Origin of the sequence: Pseudomonas sp. NPDC098747, from assembly GCF_044760045.1 — a bacterium.
Lineage (GTDB): Bacteria > Pseudomonadota > Gammaproteobacteria > Pseudomonadales > Pseudomonadaceae > Aquipseudomonas.
Genome location: NZ_JBIWAL010000056.1, coordinates 17,634 through 34,120, shown reverse-complemented (window position 1 = coordinate 34,120; position 16,487 = coordinate 17,634). Strand labels below are relative to the sequence as shown.

Sequence of the window (16,487 nt, the reverse complement as noted above, 5' to 3'; positions counted from 1 at the left end):
GCATTGGTCTGATCGAACACACCGACCTATCTGCCTATTCCACCCGCTTTGGCGGCTCGGTAAAGGGCTTCAATGTCGAGGAATACCTGTCGGTCAAGGAAGCGCGCAAGCTCGACCTGTTCATTCAGTACGGTCTCGCGGCAGGCTTTCAAGCTGTACGCAACGCTGGCCTGGAAGTCACCGACGCCAACCGTGAACGCATTGGCGTGGCCATGGGTTCGGGTATTGGCGGTCTGACCAACATCGAAGAAACCAGCCGTACTCTGCATGAGACGGGCCCGCGTCGAATCTCGCCATTCTTCGTGCCAGGCTCGATCATCAATATGATTTCCGGTTTCCTGTCCATCCATCTGGGGGCACAGGGGCCTAACTACGCCATCGCCACTGCATGCACCACCGGTACGCACTGCATCGGCATGGCGGCGCGCAACATCATGTACGACGAAGCCGACGTGATGATTGCCGGCGGTGCCGAAATGGCTGCTTGCGGTCTGGGTATGGGTGGCTTCGGCGCGTCCCGTGCGCTGTCGACCCGCAACGACGAGCCCACCCGCGCCAGTCGTCCCTGGGACAAGGGGCGTGACGGTTTCGTGCTGTCCGACGGTGCCGGCGCATTGGTGCTCGAAGAACTCGAACACGCCAAGGCGCGCGGCGCGACCATCTACGCCGAGCTGATCGGTTTTGGCACCAGTGGCGATGCGTTCCACATGACTTCGCCACCTGCCGACGGCGCGGGTGCAGCGCGCTGCATCACTAACGCCTTGCGCGATGCGAAAATCAACGTCGATCAAGTGCAATACATCAACGCTCACGGTACCTCGACGTCGGCCGGCGACCTTGCCGAGGCCAACGCGATCAAGTCGGTGTTCGGTGATCACGCCTATAAGCTGGCGGTCAGCTCCACCAAGTCCATGACCGGTCACCTTTTGGGTGCGGCGGGCGCGGTCGAAGCGATCTTCAGTATCTTGGCGATCAACAGCCAGGTGGCGCCACCTACCATCAACCTTGATGAGCCGGACGAAGGCTGTGATCTCGATTTTGTGCCGCACACCGCGCGCAACATGGACATCGATGTCGTATTGTCGAACTCCTTCGGCTTTGGCGGCACCAACGGTACCTTGGCGTTCCGTCGGTTCGCAGGCTGATGGACAGCTGGGTCGACGGTCAACCGGCTGACACTCTGTCGCTGAAAGATCGCGGCCTGGCTTACGGCGATGGTCTGTTCGAGACCATCGCCGTGCATGGCGGTCAGCCGATATTGCTCGATCGACACCTGACGCGCCTGGCCGAGGGCTGCTCGCGTCTGGCCATCGCGGTCGATATCGAACTGATTCGCCACGAGCTGCAAAGTTACGCTGCCGCGATGGGCGAGGGCGTGCTCAAACTCATCCTCACTCGGGGCGACGGTTTGCGCGGTTACGCGCCAGACCCTGCGGCGCCGGGCCGACGCATTCTGCAAGGCAACCCTCCCGCTGCTTATCCTGCTGAGCATGCTGAACAGGGCGTCCGCCTGTTTCCGTGCAGCACGCGTTTGTCCAAACAGCCGTTGCTTGCCGGCCTCAAACACCTCAATCGCCTGGAACAAGTACTCGCCCGCGCCGAATGGCAGGACAGCGAACACGCCGAAGGCCTGATGCTCGATCAGGCAGGTCGAGTGATCGAAGGTGTGTTCAGCAACCTGTTTCTGGTGCGCGATGGAGTGTTGATCACGCCCGATCTGAAACGCTGCGGTGTCGCCGGTGTGATGCGCGCGGAAATATTGTTTCAGGCCGAGTCATTGGCCATCCCCACCCAAACCGTCGATATCGGCCTTGAACAGCTGCAATGGGCCGATGAAGTGTTTGTCTGCAACAGCGTATATGGCGTCTGGCCGGTACGCGCCTACGCTGCACTGAGCTGGCCGGTTGGCCCGCTCACCCGTAAACTGCAAACCATTGCCCGCGCCCTACTGGATGCCTGATTTGTGAGACGTAAATTTTTGCTGCTGCTGGAAACCGGACTGGTTCTGGCAGGGCTGCTGTTGGGCGCTAGCGCCTGGAAGATTCACTCCGCGCTGGAACAGCCCCTGAACATCAAGCAGGAAGAACTGCTGGATGTGCCGAAAGGCTCTACACCGACCCGTACCTTCCTTGGACTCGAAAGCGATGGCGTCATCAAAGACGCTTTCTGGCTACGGGTCTATTGGCGTTTCAATCTTGCTGGCACGCCGATCCACACTGGCGAATACCGCATGCAGCCGGGCATGACCGTCAACGGTCTGATCGATTCGTGGAAGCGTGGCGACGTGGTTCAGTACAGCCTGACGCTGGTTGAAGGCTGGAATTTCCACCAGGTGCGGGCCGCTCTGGCCAAGGATGACAAAATCGAGCAGACCCTCAATGGTTTGAGCGACAGCGACGTGATGGCGAAGATTGGCCACAAAGGTCTGTTCCCGGAAGGTCGTTTCTTCCCCGATACCTATCGGTTCGTGCGCGGCGTGTCCGATACCGAACTGCTGAAAAAGTCTTTCGAGCGTCTTGACGAAGTGCTGGCTAAAGAGTGGGAAAAACGCGCTGCCGATGCGCCGTACAAAGAACCTTATCAAGCGCTGATCATGGCGTCCCTGGTCGAGAAGGAAACCGGTGTACCGCAGGAACGCGGCGAAATTGCCGGGGTTTTTGTGCGCAGGATGGCACTGGGCATGCAGTTGCAGACCGATCCGACGGTGATCTATGGTTTGGGCGATCGCTACACCGGCAAGTTGACCCGTGCTCATCTCAAGGAGCCGACGCCCTACAACACCTACGTGATTCCCGGCTTGCCGCCGACGCCGATTGCGATGGTCGGGCGTGAAGCCATTCACGCGGCGCTGAATCCGGTGGGAGGCACCAGTCTCTATTTTGTCGCGCGTGGCGACGGTAGCCATGTGTTCTCTGACGATCTCGATGCGCATAACAATGCGGTGCGCGAGTTCCAGATGAAGCGCCGTGCCGATTATCGCTCCAGCCCGGCGCCCACGACGACGCCTGAATCAGCTCCGGCCACCGATGAAGCGACTCCTGCGGCATCACCGGATACCGCGCCCGAGTCGCTGCCGCAGGTTCCGGCTCAGGAACCCGCGCCGACCCCGGACGCTGCGGCACCACAAAACACGCAATGACTTTGATTAAGGACTGCCTGTGACTGGCTTGTTTATTACCCTGGAAGGCCCGGAAGGTGCCGGCAAGAGTACCAACCGCGAATACCTCGCCGAGCGTTTGCGCGCCGCCGGTGTCGAGGTTGTGCTGACCCGCGAGCCCGGTGGTACGCCGCTGGCCGAGCGCATTCGCGATGTGCTGCTGGCCCCGGCCGACGAAGTCATGAATCCGGATACCGAACTGCTGCTGGTGTTCGCCGCGCGCGCTCAGCATCTGGCCGAAGTGATACGCCCGGCACTGGCACGCGGTGCGGTGGTGCTGTGTGATCGCTTTACCGATTCGACGTATGCCTATCAGGGTGGCGGTCGCGGTTTGTCGCTGGAGCGTATCGCGACACTGGAAGCGTTCGTGCAGGGTGATCTGCGCCCGGACCTGACGCTGATTTTCGATCTGCCGGTGGAAATCGGCCTGGCCCGTGCCAGCGCTCGTGGTCGTCTGGATCGTTTTGAGCTGGAAGGTCGGGCATTTTTCGAGGCAGTGCGCAGTGCATTCCTCAAGCGTGCCGAAGCCGATCCTGCGCGTTATGTGCGGATTGATGCCGGTCAGCCGTTGGTCAAGGTTCAACAATCGCTGGATACCCTGATTCCGAACTTGCTGGAGCTGAGCCGTGGCTGAGGCCTATCCATGGCAAGACAGCCTGTGGCAGCAACTGGCCGGACGTAGCCAGCATGCTCACGCCTATCTGCTGCATGGGCCGGCCGGGATCGGCAAGCGCGCACTGGCCGAGCGGTTGATGGCCAGCCTGTTGTGCAAGCACCCGACGCCGGAGGCTTGCGGTGAATGCAAATCCTGCATGCTGCTCAAGGCCGGCAGTCACCCGGACAATTACATTCTCGAACCGGAAGAAGCCGACAAGGCGATCAAGGTCGATCAGGTGCGCGATCTGGTCAGTTTCGTGGTGCAGACCGCGCAACTGGGCGGGCGCAAAGTGGTGCTGATCGAACCCACGGAGTCGATGAACATCAACGCCGCCAACGCCTTGCTCAAGAGCCTTGAGGAGCCTTCCGGCAATACGGTGTTGTTGCTCGTCAGCCACCAGCCGAGCCGTTTGTTGCCGACGGTCAAGAGTCGTTGCGTGCAGCAGGCCTGCCCGCTGCCGGGCGAAGCGATGAGCCTGCAATGGCTGGCTCAGGCTCTGCCGGAGTGTTCCGAAGCGGAGCGTGTCGAACTGCTGACGCTGGCCGCTGGTTCGCCGTTGATGGCTGTCACGCTTCAGTCCCAGGGCGTTCGCGAACAGCGCGCGCAAGTGGTCGAAGGGGTGAAGAAGTTGCTCAAGCAGCAGCAATCGCCCACGCAATTGGCCGAAGAATGGAAAAGCATTCCGATGCTGCGCCTGTTCGACTGGTTCTGTGACTGGTCGAGCCTGATCCTGCGTTATCAACTGACTCAGGATGAAGCGGGCCTTGGTCTGAGCGATATGCGCAAAGTGGTGCAGTACCTGGCGCAGAAAAGCGCCCAAGGCAAAGTGCTCGATATTCAGGACTGGATTCTCGCGCAGCGACAGAAAGTGTTGAGCAAGGCCAACCTCAATCCGACACTGTTGCTGGAGGCGCTGTTAGTGCAATGGGCGGGATTGCCTGGCCAACGGTGATTGCCGCAAGAACGACGGTGTGCGCCTAGACTCTGAACATCAGCAGTGGAGGTCAACATGAATGAACCCGTCAGCCCGGGGCCGCGCAACGGCATTTTGTCCCTGACCATCAAAGACAAGTCGGTGCTTTACGCCGCTTACATGCCGTTCATCAAGAACGGTGGCCTGTTCATCCCGACCAACAAAAGCTACAAGTTGGGCGACGAGGTGTTCATGCTACTGAACTTGATGGATGAGCCGGAAAAGATTCCGGTCGCCGGCAAAGTCACCTGGATTACGCCCAAAGGTGCCCAAGGCAATCGCGCTGCGGGTGTCGGCGTGCAGTTCAATGATGGCGACAACACCGCGCGCAGTCGCATCGAAACCCATCTGGCCGGAGCCCTCAAGTCCGACCGTCCCACTCATACGATGTAAGTAGCCGTCTTTTTATGCTCGTAGATTCCCATTGTCACCTTGATCGCCTTGACCTCGCCGTCCATGACGGCTCGCTGGATGCCGCACTCGATGCCGCCCGCGAGCGAGGGGTAGGGCATTTTCTGTGCATCGGCGTGAGCGCCGACAACGCCGCCGACGTCAAAGCTCTTGCCGAGCGTTACGACGATGTCGATTGCTCGGTCGGCGTGCATCCTCTCGATGTACAACCCAGCGCCGCTCCTGCGCTGGATTGGTTGCTGCATGAGCTTAATCACCCGAAAGTGGTAGCGATTGGTGAAACCGGTCTGGACTATCACTACGAGCCTGAAGCCGCCGAGTTGCAGCAGGCGTCGTTCCGCTTGCACCTGCAAGCCGCTCAACAGACCGGTAAACCGGTGATCATCCACACCCGCGGCGCCCGCGCCGATACCCTTGAGCTGCTGCGTGAAGCGGCGTTGCCTCAGGCCGGTGTGCTGCATTGCTTTACCGAAGACTGGGACATGGCCAAAGCTGCGCTGGACATGGGTTATTACATTTCCCTGTCGGGCATCGTGACCTTTCGCAATGCTGACGCCTTGCGCGATGTGGCCAGCAAGGTCCCGGCGGATCGTCTGCTGGTTGAAACCGATTCGCCGTATCTGGCGCCGATCCCTTATCGCGGCAAGCCGAACCTGCCGCAATACGTGCGCGAAGTGGCTGAGTTCCTGGCGATGCTGCGCGGTGAGAGCTACGAGCGCTTCGCCGAGCAGACCACGGAGAACTTCAAACGCTTGTTCCCGTTGGCTCACGTCAAAGCCTCTGGCTGATACGGTAGGGCGATCGCCAAATCGCAGGCAAAAAAAACCCGGGTTCTGGGGGGTGAATCCGGGTTAAGACCATTAGGAGTAAAACAAAGGCACGCGGTCCGTTGGTACCTTTATCGGCGCGACACTTGGGGGAGATGTCGCCCGACAGTTGAAGTATTGATCAGTCTGGCGTGCAGTCCAGTTAGTCGGTCGGTGTTTTTAAACAAATTTGGAATACGTTTGCTTCAGTTGAGTTCTCATTGCGCCCCAAACGTTCTCAAAATGAACAAGAAACGCAGATGTGGTCGGATGATCCGTGCATTTTTGCGCAAGTTAGGCATAATACGCGGCTTCGAATTTTGACCCTTCAGACCTTTTCTTATGCACAAAGAACCTCGTAAGGTCCGTGAGTTTCGTCGCCGAGAGCAAGAAATTCTCGATACCGCGCTCAAGCTGTTCCTCGACCAAGGTGAAGACAGTGTCACCGTCGAGATGATTGCTGATGCCGTGGGTATCGGCAAAGGCACGATCTACAAACACTTCAAGTCCAAGGCTGAGATCTATCTACGCCTGATGCTCGATTACGAGCGCGATTTGAACGAGCTGCTGCATTCGGCCGATGTCGACAAGGACAAGGAAGCACTGTCCCGTGCCTACTTCGAATTCCGCATGCGCGATCCACAGCGCTACCGTCTGTTCGATCGCCTCGAAGAGAAGGTGGTCAAGGGCAATCAGGTGCCGGAAATGGTCGAGGAGTTGCACAAGATCCGCGCCTCGAACTTCGAGCGCCTGACGCTGCTGATCAAAGGTCGCATCAGCGAAGGCAAGCTCGAAGACGTGCCGCCTTACTTCCACTACTGCGCAGCCTGGGCATTGGTGCACGGCGCTGTTGCGCTGTACCACTCGCCGTTCTGGAGCAATGTGCTGGAAGATCAGGAAGGTTTCTTCCAGTTCCTGATGGACATCGGCGTACGCATGGGCAACAAGCGCAAACGCGACCCGGAAACGCCAAGCAGCTGAGCCATTCAGCTGCTTTATTGCGCCATGATTTCGCTACATGGCGCAGTACCGCAGGAATATACTCAGGCATAGGGCTTGCTAAAACTTGATTTGTGAGTCAAGTTTTAGTCGCTCGATTTTATTCTGCCGGAGTGATCATGATCGTTGACCGTCAAGGCAGGCGTTTTCGCAATTTGCGGATCAGCCTGACTTCAGCCTGCAATTACGCTTGTACCTACTGCGTGCCTAACGGTAAGCGGTTGGTGGCTGCGCAGGATGAACTGTCGGCCGAAGCCATGGCACGCGGCGTGGCGTATCTGATCGAAGCCGCTGGCATCGAGCGTTTGCGCATTACCGGTGGCGAGCCGCTGGTCAGCCCCAAACTCGAATCGTTCATGACCGCCGTCGGCAAGATGGGGCTGGAAGACATTAGTCTGACCACCAACGGTCAACTCCTCGCCAAGAAACTCCCGCTGCTTCTGGATGCCGGTCTGCGCCGGATCAACGTGTCTCTCGATACCCTCGACGCCGGCGCGTTCCGCAGCATCGCCCGTGGCGGCGACCTGGCCACCGTGCTCGATGGCATGGATCAGGCCGCAGCAGCGGGAATGAAGATCAAGGTCAACATGGTGCCGTTGCGCGGCCAGAACCTCGATCAGGTCATGCCGTTGCTCGATTACTGCCTGGCGCGTGGGTATGAGCTGCGCTTTATCGAGCTGATGCGCATGGGCCACCTGGCCAAAGACTCCAATGCCTTCCTGCAACAGTTTGTCAGTCTTCAACAATTGCTGGAGCTGATCGGCGAGCGTTACGAGTACGCGCAAACCGATGCGCCCGTGGACGCTACGGCCGTGCGTTACGCAATTGCCGGGTTGGGCAACTTTGGTGTGATTGCCAACGAGAGCGTGCCGTTTTGCCGGACCTGCTCGCGCTTGCGCCTGTCCTCAACTGGCTGGCTGCATGGTTGCCTGTCGTCGAGCAACCGCCACTATGTCGGCGATCTGCTCGATAAACCGCGTCATCAGGCACTGCCGGCGCTACAGCGCTTGCTGGTCAAGGCGTTGGGCGACAAGCAGGAAGTGGCGTTCTCGGGCGGCGCAACCATCATGAAAATCATCGGCGGCTGAATAACCCATTCGCGAGCAAGCTCGCTCCCACATTCGGAATGCATTTCCCTGTTGGAACGAGCTTGCTCGCGAATGCGATCTATAACGCCACCAAGATCCCGAGCTGGCGCAAAAGCTGCATCCAACGCCCATTCGCCGGTTTTCCGTCACCGGCTTCTGGAGGATGAGGATGCGTAGCCTGGTTTTGCTGCTGGCCATTTTGGCGCTTGGCGGCTGTATGACTGTCAGCGATATGGCCGAAGGCACTCGCTATCAGATGAGCGACGCGGGGTTGCTGGACCACAGCGACAGCCGCCGCGTGAACAACTTCCGCATTCAGCCGGATTCGTTTATCTACATCGCCCAGGGTGCGTTTGCGCCGCCGGGTGGTTCGTATCCGCGTCCTAACGTGGTCGCTGAAGAAGCGTTCAAAGGCTTTGTCGAATATTTCCCGATGGTCCGCCGCGCCCGTGCGCCGGAAGGCCTTGATCAAGCGATGGGCGAAGCCCGCGACGCGGGTGCGCATTATCTGCTCTACACCCGTTTCGCCAAGGCTGACGACCGTATCGGCAACTCTGATGAGTGGCTGGATGAGGAGGCGGTGGATCGTCTCGGTATCGACGGCGGCGTGATTCAGATCATGTTGATCGAGACCAGCACCCAGTATTTGATTGATACTGCACGCATCAAGAGTCGTGGCGGTTTACTGACGTTCCATGACAGCAAACCCGAAGACCTGATCGGCCCGCCGCTGGCGCAGTACGCGCGCAGCCTGTTGGGGATCGGCAACCAGTAATTTCAAGGAGTACGCCATGAGTGGCCCGCAAAAAGCCAATGACCTGTTGGGACAAATCCCCAAAACCAAAGGCCTGCCGCCGGTGCACTTGTGGAACCCAGACTTCTGCGGCGACATCGACATGCGCATCGCCCGGGACGGCACCTGGTATTACCTGGGCACGCCGATCGGGCGCAAGCCGATGGTCAAGCTGTTCTCCACGATCATCCGCCGCGACGGTGATGATTATTTCCTGATCACGCCGGTGGAGAAGGTCGGGATCAAGGTCGACGATGCGCCGTTTGTGGCGATTGCCGTGGAGGTTGAAGGCGAGGGTGAGGCGCAAGTGCTGCGCTTTACCACCAATGTCGACGAAACCGCCGAGGCAGGGCCCGAGCATCCGATTCGAGTTGAGATCGATCCGACGACGCAAGAGCCTGCCCCTTACATACATGTACGCACCAACCTTGAAGCGCTGATTCATCGCAATCTGTTCTACCAACTCGTTGAGATGGCGGTCAGCCGCGAAATCGATGGGCAGAGCTGGCTCGGTGTGTGGAGTGGCGGCGAGTTCTTCCGCATCGGCCTCGAACCCTGACACAAATCCCTGTGGGAGCGAGCTTGCTCGCGAAAGCGGTGTATCAGTCGACCAAAACATTGACTGACCCGGCGCATTCGCGAGCAAACTCGCTCCCACATTGTTTTTGCGTAACCACAAAATCTGATTTGACACCCAATCATATGATCATTAGCTTGATCACCCATCGCGATCCGCTTTGAGGTGTTCATGTCCAGCAGCTTTCATGCATCAACGGTTGACTGGCTGGGCAGCTGGATTGCGGCTGGCCAGGTAAAACCGGGGCAGACCATCAAAGTCGAGGCGGATCTGGGCGAGCAGCTCGGCGTCAGTCGCACCGTCATCCGCGAAGCGATCAAAACCCTCGTCGCCAAAGGTCTGCTTGAAGTCGGGCCGAAGGTTGGCACTCGCGTGTTGCCGGTGCGCCGCTGGAACCTGTTCGATCCGCAGGTCGTTGGCTGGCTGTCGCGCAACGGTCTGCCGGAAAACTTCGTCGACGACTTGCTCGACCTGCGCCGCACCATTGAACCCATGGCCGTGCGCTGGGCCTGCGAGCGGGCGACGGTGGAGCAGATCGACGCTGTGCAGCTGGCCTACAACGCCCTTGAGCGCGCCGTAGACAGCGGCGGCGATTACAATCGTGCCGATCAGGCCTTCCACGAATGCATTCTTGCTGCCAGCCATAATCAGTTCATTGAACAAATGGTCCCGGCGCTAGGCGCGTTGCTGGCCGTCTCGTTCGAAGTCTCGGCAGCTGACCCGGCTGAACTGCGCCGCACCCTACCGATCCACAAAGACATGGCCGACGCCATCGCCGCCCGCGATTCTGCGCGCGGTGTGTGGGCCTGCATGACCCTGATCGACAACGCGGACCTGGCGATCAAACGGTTTTACCCGAAAGTCATGGCCGACAAAAAAGCCAGCTGACGGTCACGGATTACCGTGTGGGAGCGAGCTTGCTCGCGAAGGCGTCATGTCAGATACATCAACGTCGACTGATACACCGCTTTCGCGAGCAAGCTCGCTCCCACACTGATACCAACAAAATAGGAGTTGATATGACGTGGACCGCACTGACCCAACACCGCGCCCAACTCGGTGAAGGCCCGTTCTGGGATGCGCCGACTCAGGCGCTGTACTGGGTTGATATCGCTGGCCAACAAGCCCTGCGGCTGATTGGCCAAAACGTGCAGATCTGGCAAATGCCCGAGCACGTTTCCGCGTTCATACCCTGCGCCAGCGGCGATGCGTTGGTCACGTTGAGCAGTGGCGTCTATCGCCTCGACCTCGATTCCCCGGGGCTTGAACCGCGCCTGACCCTGTTCTGCGTCGCCGACCCGCAACCCGGCAATCGTCCCAACGAAGCCCGCTGCGATGGGCAAGGCCGACTCTGGCTCAGCACCATGCAAAACAACATCGGCGAGCAGGGTGAAGATCTGCCGATCGTCCGTCGCTCCGGTGGCCTGTTCCGCATCGATCCGGATAAACGCGTTACGCCATTGCTACTTAATCTGGGGATTCCCAACACGCTGCTGTGGAGCGACGACGGCACCACGCTGCTGTTCGGTGACAGCCTCGACAGCACGCTCTATCGCTATTTCATTCATGCCGACGGCAACCTCGACGCCGCAAATATCTGGTACGGCCCCGACCAGCAGGGCGGACCGGACGGTTCGGCGATGGATGTCGAAGGCTATGTGTGGAACGCCCGTTGGGATGGCAGCTGTCTTCTGCGACTGACGCCGGAAGGCAAGGTCGATCGCAAGATCGATCTGCCGATCAGTCGCCCGACCAGTTGCGTGTTCGGCGGCGAAGACCTGAAAACCCTCTACATCACCAGCGCCAAGAGCCCGCACAACCATCCTCTGGATGGCGCGGTGCTGTCGATGCGCGTTGATGTTGCAGGAAAGCTCTGTACGCGTTTTGCTGATTAGATCCCAAAATATGGGATGAAAAATTATATATTGAGATTATTTGTCGGTCGGGTTTATAGTCGGCTCCAGCAGTAACACGCACTCACACTTAAAAAGAACAAAACAGGTGAAGTGATGCAGCGAATTTCCATCGCACTCCCACGCGGAGTCCGTGCCACGCAACGGTCCAATACCGTCAGCGGTGCCTGCCTGTTCAGTTCTAAACGCTTTCCAGACCGGACATCGTCAGATGCCCGGTTTTTTTGCGCTTGCGAACAGGAGTCCTGAGCCATGGCTGAACCTCTTTCCCTGCCGCCGGTGCCCGCACCGCCGAAGGGCGAGCGTCTGAAAAACAAAGTCGTGCTGCTCACTGGCGCCGCTCAGGGCATCGGTGAAGCCATCGTCGCAGCCTTCGCGTCGCAGCAAGCCAAGCTGCTGATCAGTGACATCCAGGCCGAAAAAGTCGAGCAGGTTGCCGCCCATTGGCGCGAGCAAGGCTTTGACGTCCAGGCGATCAAGGCTGATGTGTCGAGCCAGGATGATCTGCACGCCATGGCCAAACGCGCCGTTGAACTGCACGGTCGCATCGACGTGCTGGTCAACTGCGCCGGGGTCAACGTGTTCCGCGATCCGTTGGCGATGACCGAAGAAGACTGGCGTCGCTGCTTCGCCATCGACCTCGACGGCGCGTGGTACGGCTGCAAAGCGGTATTGCCGCAGATGATCGAGCAGGGCATCGGCAGCATCATTAACATCGCCTCGACTCATTCCTCGCACATTATTCCCGGCTGTTTCCCGTACCCGGTGGCTAAACACGGTCTGCTCGGGCTGACCCGCGCACTCGGTATCGAGTACGCAGCGAAAGGCATCCGCGTCAACGCCATCGCTCCGGGCTATGTCGAAACGCAACTGAACGTCGATTACTGGAATGGCTTCGCCGACCCGCATGCCGAGCGCCAGCGCGCCCGCGATCTGCATCCGCCCAAACGCATTGGTCAGCCGCTTGAAGTGGCGATGACGGCGGTGTTCCTCGCCAGCGATGAAGCGCCGTTCATCAATGCGTCGTGCATCACCATCGATGGTGGTCGCTCGGTGATGTACCACGACTGATTGATTTGGATTTCGAGCGGAGAAATCCGTCTGAAATCCAATCATCATACGATATGACTATTTTCAACAGGCTTTGCAGGACCTTGCTTTAACGCTTTTCAAATATTGCTCAAAAAAAATAACAAGGAGTCAGCTTATGAAACGTCGTTTCGGGATTCGTACCCTGTGCAGTGCCGCGTTGGCGGTCACCGCGTTCAGCCTGAGCAGTTCGCTGCTCGCCGCCGATGCTGTGAAGATCGGTTTCCTGGTCAAGCAGGCCGAGGAGCCGTGGTTCCAGACCGAGTGGGCTTTCGCCGAGAAAGCCGCCAAGGACAGGGGGTTTGAACTGATCAAGATCGCCGTGCCCGATGGCGAAAAAACCTTGTCGGCCATCGATAGCCTGGCCGCCAACGGTGCCAAGGGCTTCGTCATCTGCCCGCCGGACGTGTCGCTCGGCCCGGCGATCATGGCCAAAGCCAAACTCAATGACCTAAAAGTGATTGCCGTGGACGACCGTTTTGTCGACGCCAACGGCAAGTTCATGGAGGACGTGCCGTACCTCGGCATGGCCGCGTTTGAGGTCGGCCAGAAGCAGGGCGCCGCCATGGCTGCCGAAGCGAAAAAGCGCAACTGGGACTGGAAAGACACCTACGCGGTGGTCAACACCTACAACGAACTCGACACCGGCAAGAAGCGCACCGACGGCTCGGTGAAAGCACTTGAAGAAGCCGGCATGCCGAAGGATCACATTCTGTTCGCGGCGCTGAAAACCCTCGATGTGCCAGGCAGCATGGACGCCACTAACTCGGCGTTGGTGAAACTGCCGAGCGCGGCGAAGAACCTGATCATCGGCGGCATGAACGACAACACCGTGCTCGGTGGCGTCCGCGCTACCGAAGCCGCCGGGTTTGCCGCGGCCAACGTGATCGGCATCGGCATCAACGGCACCGACGCCATCGGCGAGCTGAAAAAGCCTAACAGCGGCTTCTTCGGTTCGATGCTGCCGAGCCCGCACATCGAAGGCTACAAGACCGCCGAGATGATGTACGAGTGGGTCACCACCGGCAAAGAGCCGCCGAAATATACGGCTATGGACGACGTCACCCTGATCACCCGCGAGAACTTCAAGCAAGAGCTGGAAAAAATCGGCTTGTGGAACTGACGTAGCGATGGCCCGGGCAACCGGGCCGTTTGAACGGTGTGAAGAGGTGGCTTAAATGCACGCGCAAGTACAAAGACAAGAACACAGCGCCGGCGGCAGCTTGCGCTTCAACGGGATCGGCAAAACCTTTCCCGGCGTGAAAGCGCTGGACGGCATCAGCTTCGTCGCCCATCCCGGCCAGGTTCACGCCTTGATGGGCGAGAACGGCGCTGGCAAATCGACCCTGCTGAAAATCCTCGGCGGCGCTTACATTCCGAGCAGCGGCGAGTTGCAGATCGGCGAGCAGACGATGGCGTTCAAGTCGACCGCCGACAGCATCGGCAGCGGCGTGGCGGTGATTCACCAGGAGCTGCATCTGGTGCCGGAAATGACCGTCGCCGAGAACCTGTTCCTCGGCCATCTGCCGGCCAGTTTCGGTTTGATCAATCGCGGCACGCTGCGTCAGCAGGCGCTGAATTGCCTCAAAGGCCTGGCGGATGAAATCGACCCGCAGACCAAGGTCGGGCGTTTGTCGCTGGGCCAACGGCAACTGGTGGAAATCGCCAAGGCGCTGTCGCGTGGCGCCCATGTGATCGCCTTCGACGAACCGACCAGCAGCCTTTCGGCGCGCGAGATCGACCGTTTGATGGCAATCATCGGGCGCCTGCGCGACGAGGGCAAAGTCGTGCTTTACGTGTCCCATCGCATGGAAGAGGTGTTCCGTATCTGCGACGCCGTGACGGTCTTCAAGGACGGCCGCTACGTGCGCACCTTCGAGGACATGAGCCAGTTGACCCACGATCAACTGGTGACCTGCATGGTCGGTCGCGACATTCAGGATATCTACGATTACCGCCACCGCCCACGCGGCGCGGTGGCACTGAAAGTCGACGGTCTGCTCGGCCCGGGTCTGCGTGAGCCAATCAGTTTCGAGGCGCACAAAGGCGAGATTCTTGGCTTGTTCGGATTGGTCGGCGCAGGGCGCACCGAGTTGTTTCGTTTGCTCAGTGGCCTGGAGCGCAAAACCGCCGGACGCCTTGAACTGCGTGGCCATGAACTGAAACTGCGCTCACCGCGCGATGCAATTGCCGCCGGGATTCTGCTGTGCCCCGAGGATCGCAAGAAGGAAGGGATCATTCCGCTGGCCAGCGTCGCCGAGAACATCAATATCAGCGCACGCGGTGCGCATTCGGGTCTTGGCTGCCTGATTCGCGGCCTGTGGGAGAAGGACAACGCCGACAAACAGATCAAGGCGCTGAAAGTCAAAACGCCCCACGCCGGCCAGCAGATCAAATTCCTCTCCGGCGGTAATCAGCAGAAAGCCATTCTCGGTCGCTGGCTGTCGATGCCGATGAAAGTCCTGCTGCTCGACGAACCGACCCGTGGCATCGACATCGGCGCCAAAGCCGAGATTTACCAGATCATCCATAACCTCGCCGCTGACGGTATTTCGGTGATTGTGGTGTCGAGCGACCTGATGGAAGTGATGGGCATTTCCGATCGCATCCTGGTGCTGTGCGAAGGCGCCCTGCGCGGCGAAATCAGCCGCGACCAGGCCAACGAATCCAACCTGCTGCAACTGGCTTTGCCGCGCCACCGCGCTGACGGCGTGGCGAACTGAGAGGTGACTATGATGACAACCCAAAACGAAACCCTGCCCAAAGAGCGCAAACCCTTGGACATGCGCCGCTTCCTCGATGACTGGGTCATGCTGCTGGCGGCCGTGGGCATTTTTGTCGCCTGCACCTTGCTGATCGACAACTTCCTTTCGCCGCTGAACATGCGCGGATTGGGCCTGGCGATTTCCACCACCGGGATTGCCGCTTGCACCATGTTGTATTGCCTGGCGTCGGGGCATTTCGACTTGTCGGTGGGCTCTGTTATCGCCTGCGCTGGCGTGGTTGCGGCGGTGGTGATGCGCGACACCGACAGCGTGTTCCTCGGCGTCAGTGCCGCGCTTTTGATGGGCCTGATCGTCGGGCTGATCAACGGGATTGTGATTGCCAAATTGCGCGTCAATGCGTTGATCACGACGCTGGCGACCATGCAGATTGTCCGTGGCCTGGCCTACATTTTTGCCAACGGTAAAGCGGTGGGCGTGTCGCAGGAATCGTTCTTCGTGTTCGGCAACGGCCAGTTGTTCGGCGTGCCGGTGCCGATCCTGATCACCATCGTCTGCTTCCTGTTTTTCGGCTGGCTGCTGAATTACACCACCTACGGGCGCAACACCATGGCCATAGGTGGCAACCAGGAAGCGGCGTTGCTGGCGGGGGTGAATGTTGATCGGACCAAGATCATCATCTTCGCCGTGCATGGTTTGATCGGCGCGCTGGCCGGGGTGATTCTGGCGTCGCGCATGACCTCTGGGCAGCCGATGATCGGTCAGGGTTTCGAGCTGACGGTGATTTCGGCGTGCGTGCTGGGCGGGGTGTCGCTGAGCGGCGGGATCGGCATGATTCGGCATGTGATTGCCGGGGTGCTGATTTTGGCGATCATTGAGAATGCGATGAACCTGAAGAACATTGATACGTTTTATCAGTACGTGATTCGCGGATCGATTCTGCTGTTGGCCGTGGTTATTGATCGCCTGAAACAACGCTAGGTCAATGGCTACCCTCATCGGAACGCCGCCCGCCCATCCCTCTCCCAGAGGGAGAGGGGGCCGACCGCAGTGTCTCGCGTCAAACATCGACCTGAAATACCGAGTTGATTATGGATTCGGTAAAGCATCCTGCATCGACCTGAAAAATCTTATCGATTGTAGATTCGGCAATGCTATTTCAGGTCGGTGTAATTCTAAAGCATCCCCCGTTCAGTCCCCTCTCCCTCCGGGAGAGGGCTAGGGTGAGGGTGCTTTTGATCTTCCCGCCTTCCGTCTGCTCAACTAAAAATCCCTTGCCCGTCCGCATCCGTTTCGGTTA

General features: G+C 59.1%; 17 protein-coding genes. All 17 read left to right on the top strand.

Going from position 1 to position 16,487, the window contains the following annotated elements; translation table 11 throughout:
- The coding region (gene fabF, locus ACIQVE_RS24565; RefSeq protein ID WP_402813353.1) for a beta-ketoacyl-ACP synthase II at positions 1 to 1,145 on the top strand (1,145 nt) is incomplete at its 5' end.
- Entirely contained in the window at positions 1,145 to 1,960 is an 816-nt protein-coding gene (gene pabC, locus ACIQVE_RS24560; RefSeq protein WP_402813350.1) for an aminodeoxychorismate lyase, read from the top strand. The genes fabF and pabC, both read left to right, overlap by 1 nt.
- A gap of 3 nt (positions 1,961 to 1,963) precedes the next feature.
- The gene (mltG, locus tag ACIQVE_RS24555) at positions 1,964 to 3,139 is read left to right on the top strand and encodes an endolytic transglycosylase MltG (protein ID WP_402813347.1); all 1,176 of its coding nucleotides are present in this window, start codon (positions 1,964 to 1,966) and stop codon (positions 3,137 to 3,139) included.
- A 19-nt stretch (positions 3,140 to 3,158) separates the two neighbouring features.
- Positions 3,159 to 3,791 (top strand): dTMP kinase, encoded by a 633-nt coding sequence (tmk, locus tag ACIQVE_RS24550; RefSeq protein ID WP_042560429.1) that lies wholly within the window; start codon positions 3,159 to 3,161, stop codon positions 3,789 to 3,791.
- A complete protein-coding gene (locus ACIQVE_RS24545) occupies positions 3,784 to 4,767 on the top strand; it encodes a DNA polymerase III subunit delta' (RefSeq protein WP_402813344.1) in 984 nt (327 codons plus the stop codon). The genes tmk and ACIQVE_RS24545 overlap by 8 nt, the downstream gene beginning before the upstream one ends.
- A gap of 57 nt (positions 4,768 to 4,824) precedes the next feature.
- Positions 4,825 to 5,181, top strand: coding sequence for a PilZ domain-containing protein (locus ACIQVE_RS24540; protein WP_042560427.1), 357 nt, complete (start codon positions 4,825 to 4,827; stop codon positions 5,179 to 5,181).
- 14 nt (positions 5,182 to 5,195) lie between these two features.
- Positions 5,196 to 5,987, top strand: coding sequence for a TatD family hydrolase (locus ACIQVE_RS24535; protein WP_402813340.1), 792 nt, complete (start codon positions 5,196 to 5,198; stop codon positions 5,985 to 5,987).
- Positions 5,988 to 6,347: 360 nt separating this feature from the next.
- Positions 6,348 to 6,986 carry a TetR/AcrR family transcriptional regulator gene (locus ACIQVE_RS24530; protein WP_016986022.1) on the top strand — a complete coding sequence of 213 codons (639 nt, stop codon included), beginning with the start codon at positions 6,348 to 6,350 and terminating at the stop codon, positions 6,984 to 6,986.
- Positions 6,987 to 7,123: 137 nt separating this feature from the next.
- Positions 7,124 to 8,092: a GTP 3',8-cyclase MoaA gene (locus ACIQVE_RS24525; protein WP_402813337.1), complete on the top strand. Its 969-nt coding sequence runs from the start codon at positions 7,124 to 7,126 to the stop codon at positions 8,090 to 8,092.
- 169 nt (positions 8,093 to 8,261) lie between these two features.
- Positions 8,262 to 8,867 (top strand): DUF4823 domain-containing protein, encoded by a 606-nt coding sequence (locus ACIQVE_RS24520; protein ID WP_150616009.1) that lies wholly within the window; start codon positions 8,262 to 8,264, stop codon positions 8,865 to 8,867.
- A gap of 16 nt (positions 8,868 to 8,883) precedes the next feature.
- Positions 8,884 to 9,444, top strand: coding sequence for a DUF1285 domain-containing protein (locus ACIQVE_RS24515; RefSeq protein ID WP_402813333.1), 561 nt, complete (start codon positions 8,884 to 8,886; stop codon positions 9,442 to 9,444).
- 189 nt (positions 9,445 to 9,633) lie between these two features.
- Positions 9,634 to 10,350 carry a FadR/GntR family transcriptional regulator gene (locus ACIQVE_RS24510; protein ID WP_402813331.1) on the top strand — a complete coding sequence of 239 codons (717 nt, stop codon included), beginning with the start codon at positions 9,634 to 9,636 and terminating at the stop codon, positions 10,348 to 10,350.
- A gap of 131 nt (positions 10,351 to 10,481) precedes the next feature.
- The gene (locus ACIQVE_RS24505; RefSeq protein ID WP_402813328.1) at positions 10,482 to 11,357 is read left to right on the top strand and encodes an SMP-30/gluconolactonase/LRE family protein; all 876 of its coding nucleotides are present in this window, start codon (positions 10,482 to 10,484) and stop codon (positions 11,355 to 11,357) included.
- A gap of 270 nt (positions 11,358 to 11,627) precedes the next feature.
- Entirely contained in the window at positions 11,628 to 12,446 is an 819-nt protein-coding gene (locus ACIQVE_RS24500) for an SDR family oxidoreductase (RefSeq protein ID WP_402813325.1), read from the top strand.
- Between the two features lie 136 nt (positions 12,447 to 12,582).
- Positions 12,583 to 13,587 (top strand): substrate-binding domain-containing protein, encoded by a 1,005-nt coding sequence (locus ACIQVE_RS24495; protein ID WP_402813322.1) that lies wholly within the window; start codon positions 12,583 to 12,585, stop codon positions 13,585 to 13,587.
- Positions 13,588 to 13,642: 55 nt separating this feature from the next.
- Complete coding sequence (gene araG / locus ACIQVE_RS24490) at positions 13,643 to 15,187, top strand: L-arabinose ABC transporter ATP-binding protein AraG (protein WP_402813320.1); 1,545 nt, start codon at positions 13,643 to 13,645, stop codon at positions 15,185 to 15,187.
- A 12-nt stretch (positions 15,188 to 15,199) separates the two neighbouring features.
- Entirely contained in the window at positions 15,200 to 16,168 is a 969-nt protein-coding gene (gene araH, locus ACIQVE_RS24485) for an L-arabinose ABC transporter permease AraH (RefSeq protein WP_402813317.1), read from the top strand.
- The last annotated feature ends 319 nt before the right edge of the window (positions 16,169 to 16,487 follow it).

Excerpts from the sequence above, each read along its gene's own strand:
- ACIQVE_RS24505 (WP_402813328.1), top strand. The coding sequence starts at position 10,482 with ATGACGTGGACCGCACTGACCCAACACCGCGCCCAACTCGGTGAAGGC.
- ACIQVE_RS24535 (WP_402813340.1), top strand. The coding sequence starts at position 5,196 with ATGCTCGTAGATTCCCATTGTCACCTTGATCGCCTTGACCTCGCCGTC.
- ACIQVE_RS24520 (WP_150616009.1), top strand. The coding sequence starts at position 8,262 with ATGCGTAGCCTGGTTTTGCTGCTGGCCATTTTGGCGCTTGGCGGCTGT.
- ACIQVE_RS24530 (WP_016986022.1), top strand. The coding sequence starts at position 6,348 with ATGCACAAAGAACCTCGTAAGGTCCGTGAGTTTCGTCGCCGAGAGCAA.
- ACIQVE_RS24515 (WP_402813333.1), top strand. The coding sequence starts at position 8,884 with ATGAGTGGCCCGCAAAAAGCCAATGACCTGTTGGGACAAATCCCCAAA.
- ACIQVE_RS24510 (WP_402813331.1), top strand. The coding sequence starts at position 9,634 with ATGTCCAGCAGCTTTCATGCATCAACGGTTGACTGGCTGGGCAGCTGG.
- araH (WP_402813317.1), top strand. The coding sequence starts at position 15,200 with ATGACAACCCAAAACGAAACCCTGCCCAAAGAGCGCAAACCCTTGGAC.
- araG (WP_402813320.1), top strand. The coding sequence starts at position 13,643 with ATGCACGCGCAAGTACAAAGACAAGAACACAGCGCCGGCGGCAGCTTG.
- ACIQVE_RS24525 (WP_402813337.1), top strand. The coding sequence starts at position 7,124 with ATGATCGTTGACCGTCAAGGCAGGCGTTTTCGCAATTTGCGGATCAGC.
- pabC (WP_402813350.1), top strand. The coding sequence starts at position 1,145 with ATGGACAGCTGGGTCGACGGTCAACCGGCTGACACTCTGTCGCTGAAA.
- ACIQVE_RS24540 (WP_042560427.1), top strand. The coding sequence starts at position 4,825 with ATGAATGAACCCGTCAGCCCGGGGCCGCGCAACGGCATTTTGTCCCTG.
- ACIQVE_RS24500 (WP_402813325.1), top strand. The coding sequence starts at position 11,628 with ATGGCTGAACCTCTTTCCCTGCCGCCGGTGCCCGCACCGCCGAAGGGC.
- ACIQVE_RS24495 (WP_402813322.1), top strand. The coding sequence starts at position 12,583 with ATGAAACGTCGTTTCGGGATTCGTACCCTGTGCAGTGCCGCGTTGGCG.